Raw genomic sequence first — 5,760 nt, forward strand, 5'->3', positions numbered from 1 at the left:
GCAGGATGCCGGTGCCGGTGCCGGACACGGAACCGCCCTCGGCAACCGTCTCCCGGGCCTCCTGGTACATCGGGCCGGGGCGATCTGTGGAACCGAGGGTGTTCGTGTGAACGCGGAGGGTCAGGGGTTGGTGGGCCCAAGGTCTCATCGGTCGCTCCGGCTCTCTTCCGGAGCCGGTCCGGCTGGGTGACGGCCGCCGCCGGACGGCTGACGCCCGCCCGGCCGGGGATGTCGGCGCCGTGGCGCACAATGGACGCGGCCGGTGCTCGGCGACGCGAACGGAAATGGGAGAACGATGGCGGTCTGGGACGACCTGGTGGGCCAGGACCGTGTGGTGGAGCAGCTGACCGCCGCCGCGCGGGACGCCGACGCCTACGTCACCGCCTCCTCCGCCGGTGAGCAGGTGCGCGTCTCGGGGTCGGCCATGACCCACGCCTGGCTCTTCACCGGCCCGCCCGGCTCCGGCCGGTCGACCGCCGCCCGGGCCTTCGCCGCCGCGCTCCAGTGCGTCTCCCCGGACCGCGCGCTGGGCGGCGCACCGGGCTGCGGGTTCTGCGACGGCTGCCACACCTCGCTCATCGGCACCCACGCCGACGTGGAGGTCATCCGCACCGATCTGCTGACCATCGGCGTCAAGCAGACCCGCGACCAGGTCCGCCGCGCCCAGCTCTCCCCGGCCGGGGGCCGCTGGCAGGTCATCGTGCTGGAGGACGCCGACCGGCTCACCGAGGGCGCCGCCAACGTCCTGCTGAAGGCGATCGAGGAGCCCGCGCCACGCACGGTGTGGCTGCTGTGCACCCCGTCGGTCGAGGATGTGCTGCCGACGATCCGCTCGCGCTGCCGGCTGCTGGCGCTGCGCACTCCGCCGGTCGCCGCGGTCGCCGAGGTGCTGATCCGGCGGGACGGCATCGAACGGGACGTGGCCGAGGCCGTCGCCCAGGCGACCCGAGGCCACATCGGCCGGGCCCGCCGGCTGGCCACGGACGAGCGCGCCCGCGCCCGGCGCGAGGCGGTGCTGCGCCTGCCGCAGCGGGTCTCGGACATCGGGGGCGGACTGCGGGCGGCACAGGAGCTGATCGACGCCGCCGCCGAGGACGCCAAGCAGCTCGCCGACGAACTCGACGAGAAGGAGACCGAGGAGCTGCGCGCCGCGCTCGGCGGAGCCGAAGGCAAGCGGATGCCGCGCGGTACCGCCGGGGCTATGAAGGAACTGGAGGACCGGCACAAGCGCCGCGCCACCCGGGTCCAGCGCGACGCCCTCGACCTCGCCCTGACCGACCTCACCGGCTTCTACCGGGACGTCCTGGCGCACCAGTTCGGCAGCGCCGTCGCGATGGCCGGGGGCGCCGGGGCCCAGGCGGTGGAGCGGGCGGCGGCCGATTCCCGCCCGGAGCAGACCCTGCGCCGTATCGAGGCGATCCTGGCGTGCCGGGAGGCGCTGGACCGCAATGTGTCACCGCTGCTGGCGGTGGAGGCGATGGCGATGGAACTGCGCACTCCCTGATCCGCGCGCGCACTGGATCGCACCACCTGGTCCGCGCGCGTCCCCTGATCCGCGCGCGTCCCCCTTCTCCCACGCCCCGGTCGTCCGCCCGGCGCGGCGCGCGCCGCCCGCCGGGTGTACAAGATGGTTGACCCGCCCGCCAGTTGGCCTCCCCGCAGTCGCGGAGCGGCGGCCTTATACGCTCCGGTCAGACGCCGTTCACCACCGACCGCACCTTGTGCCTGGGGAACCATGCCTGCCACCCGACCGTTCCGAGCCTCCGCCGTCGCGCTCACCGCGGCGGCCGTGCTGCTCTCGGGCTGCACCACGACCGACGACGCCGGGGGCGGCGCGTCCCCCTCACCCTCCGACCCGGGGTTCGAGCCCACGGCCGGGCTGGAGCCGATCCCGGACGACATCCCCGAGGAGATGCTGTCCTACTACGAGCAGGAGCTGAGCTGGCGGGACTGCGGCGTGGCGGGCTTCCAGTGCGCGACGCTGACCGCGCCGCTGGACTACGGCGCCATCGACGACTCCGAGGACCTCCAGCTGACGGTCTCCCGCAAGCGGGCCACCGGCCCGCGCGACGAGCGGATCGGCGCGCTGCTGGTCAACCCCGGCGGGCCCGGGGCCTCCGCGATCGACTACCTCCAGGGCCACGCGGGCGTCGGGTTCCCGGAGCCCGTCCGCGCCCGGTACGACATGGTGGCGATGGACCCGCGCGGAACCGGCCGCAGCGAGCCGGTGGAGTGCCTGAGCGGCCCGCAGATGGACGCGTTCACCCAGGTCGACCGCACCCCGGACGACGAGGACGAGGAGGAGGCGCTCGTCGAGGCCCTCACCGAGTTCGGCGAGGGCTGCCGCGCCTCGTCCGGGCGGCTGCTGGAGCACATCTCCACCGAGGACTCCGCCCGCGACCTCGACCTGCTGCGCGCGGTCCTCGGCGACACCCAGCTGCACTACTACGGCGCCTCCTACGGGACCCAGCTCGGCGCCACCTACGCCGACCTCTTCCCTGAGCGCTCCGGCCGGCTGGTGCTGGACGCCGCGGTCGACCCGCGGCTGAGCACCCTGGAGCGCGACCGCGAACAGGCCGCCGGGTTCGAGACGGCGTTCCAGTCCTTCCTCGCCGACTGCGGCAACCAGAGCGACTGCCCGCTGGACGGCGCCGCCGACCTCCAGGAGCTGTTCGAGGAACTGGACGCCAGGCCGCTGCAGACCGGTGAGGACCGGCCGCTCACCGAGTCCCTGGCCACCACCGGTGTCGCCCAGGCGCTGTACTCGCCGATGCTGTGGGCCCCGCTGCGGGACGCGCTGAACGCCGCGGCGGACGGCGACGGCGCACCCCTGCTGGCGCTGGCCGACAGCTACCACGACCGGGAGCCGGCCGGTTCCTACGGGACGATCATGTTCGCCTTCCCCGCGATCAGCTGCCTGGACGCCCCGGCCGCGCTGGAGGACCCGGACGCGGTGCGGGAGGAGTTGGCGTCGTTCGAGGAGGCGTCGCCGACCTTCGGCCGTGACTTCGCCTGGGCCACTCTGATGTGCGCGGCCTGGCCGGTCGAGGCGAAGGGGACGCCCGCGCCGGTCGAGGCGGCCGGTGCCGCCGACATCCTGGTGGTGGGCACCACCCGTGACCCGGCGACGCCCTACGGCTGGTCCGAGGCGCTGGCCGAGCAGCTGGAGTCGGGAGTGCTGCTGACCTACGACGGCGACGGTCACGGAGCCTACGGCGAGAACGCGTGCGTGGACGAGGTGGTCGGCGCCTACCTGCTGGACGGCGTCTCGCCGGAGGAGGGCGCGCGCTGCTGAGCGCGGTCGCCGGTGCCGCCGGCGTGCCGTTCCCCGGTCGCGCTCAGCCGGCGGGTTCGGCCGGGCCCGGGCCGGTGCCCAGCCAGCGGTAGCGGTGCTCGGGCCGCCCGGCCGAGCCGTAGCGCATCCGCAGCTCGGCCCGGCCGTCGGCGCACAGGTGCTCCAGGTACCGGCGGGCGGTGACGCGGGAGACCCCGGTCCGCTCGCTGACGTCCACCGCGGACAGGTCGCCGTCCGCCTCGCGCAGCGTCCCGGCGATCAGCTCGTTGGTCGCCGTGGTCAGTCCCTTCGGCAGGGACTGGGTGGCGGCGGCCGGGCGCAGCAGGCCGAACAGCCGGTCCACGTCGTGCTGGGTGGTGGCCGGTCCGGCGTCCGCGATCCGGCGGCGGGCCACGGCGTACCGCTCCAGCTGGTCGCGGAGCGCCGTCAGCGGGAAGGGCTTCAGCAGATAGTGCACCGCGCCCCCGTGCAGGGCGGCGCGCACATGGTCGATGTCGCGGACGGCGGTGATCACCAGGAAGTCGACGGGGTGCGACCCGGCGTGTTCGGGCGAGCGGACCGCCCGCAGCACGGAGGTTCCGGTGCCGTCGGGCAGGTAGAGGTCCAGGAGCACCAGGTCGGGGCGGAGCCGGCCGATCTCGGTGAGCGCGTCGGCCGCGGTGTGGGCGACGCCGATCGCGGTGAAGCCGGGCAGTGACTGCACCAGGTCGTGGTGGTTGCGGGCCACCCGCACGTCGTCGTCGACGACCAGGACCTTGATCACGGTCGGCCCGCCCGCCGTCCGGCCGCGTCGGGGGCCGGAACGGTGGCCTCGGAGTCGGGTAGATAGGCGGTGAACACTGCTCCCTCTTCGCTGCTCGCGTGTGCGGGCACCTCCACCCCGACCGTGCCCCCGCGACTTTCGCAGACCTGCCGGACGAGCGCCAGCCCCAGGCCACGGGTGCCGCCGCGGGCCGCCTTGGTGGTGAAGCCGTAGTCGAAGATCTCCTCCGCCAGTTCGGCGGCGACGCCGCGCCCGGAGTCGGTGACGCGCACCTCCACCAGGTCGTGCGGCAGCTGCGGCGGGTCGGCCGGGTGTATCCGCACCAGCAGCTCGACCCAGCCGCCCGGCCCGGAGTCCGAGACCGAGTCCATGGCGTTGTCGAGGAGGTTGCCGACGACCAGCAGGACGTCCGCCCGCAGGGGGCCCGCGATCCGCTGCGGCACCGAGGTCATGGGAGAGAGCCGCAGCTCCGCCCCCTGTTCCGACGCCTGGGCCGACTTGGCGAGCGCCAGGGCGGCCACCGCCGGGTCGGCGACGCTGCGGCCGATCTCTCCGCTGGTCCGGGCGTGCGCGGCGGAGAGGTCGGTCAGGTAGTCGCGCGCCTCGGTGACCGCGCCCAGCTCCAGCATCCCGGCCACGGTGTGGATCCGGTTGGCGAACTCGTGCGACTGGGCGCGCAACCCGCGGGTGACCGTGCGGGCACCGTCCAGCTCCCCGGTGAGCCGGTCGAGTTCGGTCCGGTCCCGCAGGGTGACCACCGCGCCGGCGGCCCGGCCCTTGACCCGCACCGGCATCCGGTTGCAGACCAGGATGCGGGAGCCGGTGAGCACGATGCGGTCCTCGCCCGGGTCCGCGCCGGAGACCACGTCCCGCAGCCGCGCCTCCAGGCCCAGCTCGTCCAGCGGCCGTCCCTCGCTGTCCTCGGGCAGGCCCAGCATCACGCGGGCGGGCGGGTTGACGAGCACCACCCTGTCCTCGGTGTCCACCGCCAGCACCCCCTCGCGGACCGCGTACAGCAGCGCCTCACGGCCCTCCAGCAGCGCGGTGATCTCCACCGGTTCCAGCCCGTGCGTCTTGGCGCGGACCCGCCGGGAGAGCACATAGGCGCCGCCCGCGCCCAGCAGCAGCACCGCGGCGGTGGTGCCGAGGATGGACGGCAGCGCGTTGCTGACCTCGGTGTCGATCTCCGAGGTCAGGATGCCGACGGAGACATAGCCGACGATCTCCCCGACGGCCGGTCCGCCGCCGGTCAGCGGGACCTTCGCCCGCACGGTGGTGCCACGGGTGCCGGTCTCGACGCCGCTCCACTCCTCCCCGGCCACCGCCGGCCCGGGCGGGGTGGAGACCCGCTCGCCGATCAGCGACTCGTTGACGTGCGACATGCGCACGCCCTCGGGGGTGGCGACGACGATGTACTCGGCGCGCGTCGCGGCCCGTACCGCCTCGGCGCGTGGGGCGATCACCGCCGCCGGGTCCGGGTCGTTCATCGCCTCGCCCAGCTCCGGCATCGCCGCCACCGAGCGGGCGATGGTCAGCACGCGTTCCGCGTACTGCCGGTCCAGCTCCCGGTCGAACTGGGCGACCCACAGCGCCCCGGTCGCAGCCAGTGCGAGGGCCAGCAACAGCGCGTAGCCGACGAAGAGCGAGCCGGTCAGCGAGAGCGGGCGGGGTCTCGGCAGGCGCATGGGGACGGTCCTGGACG

4 protein-coding genes are annotated in these 5,760 nt (G+C 74.7%); 2 read left to right on the forward strand and 2 right to left on the reverse strand.

The features are described from left to right. The first annotated feature begins 295 nt into the window (after positions 1–295). A complete protein-coding gene (locus E0D90_RS23000) occupies positions 296–1,504 on the forward strand; it encodes a DNA polymerase III subunit delta' (protein ID WP_130799921.1) in 1,209 nt (402 codons plus the stop codon). Positions 1,505–1,735: 231 nt separating this feature from the next. Beyond that, positions 1,736–3,295, forward strand: a complete 1,560-nt coding sequence (locus E0D90_RS23005; protein WP_130799922.1) for an alpha/beta hydrolase — start codon at positions 1,736–1,738, stop codon at positions 3,293–3,295. A gap of 43 nt (positions 3,296–3,338) precedes the next feature. On the opposite strand, the gene E0D90_RS23010 is transcribed toward E0D90_RS23005, so the two are convergent. Together E0D90_RS23010 and E0D90_RS23015 are read right to left on the reverse strand one after the other, a co-directional pair. Continuing rightward, complete coding sequence (locus tag E0D90_RS23010) at positions 3,339–4,058, reverse strand: response regulator (protein WP_130799923.1); 720 nt, start codon at positions 4,056–4,058, stop codon at positions 3,339–3,341. Beyond that, on the reverse strand, positions 4,055–5,760 hold a 1,706-nt coding region (locus tag E0D90_RS23015; RefSeq protein WP_227870424.1), incomplete at its 5' end, for an ATP-binding protein. The genes E0D90_RS23010 and E0D90_RS23015, both read right to left, overlap by 4 nt.

This window comes from Streptomyces otsuchiensis, from assembly GCF_004305975.1.
Lineage (GTDB): Bacteria > Actinomycetota > Actinomycetes > Streptomycetales > Streptomycetaceae > Streptomyces > Streptomyces otsuchiensis.

Coding starts and splice junctions, on each gene's coding strand:
- E0D90_RS23000 (WP_130799921.1), top strand. CDS start 296: ATGGCGGTCTGGGACGACCTGGTGGGCCAGGACCGTGTGGTGGAGCAG.
- E0D90_RS23005 (WP_130799922.1), top strand. CDS start 1,736: ATGCCTGCCACCCGACCGTTCCGAGCCTCCGCCGTCGCGCTCACCGCG.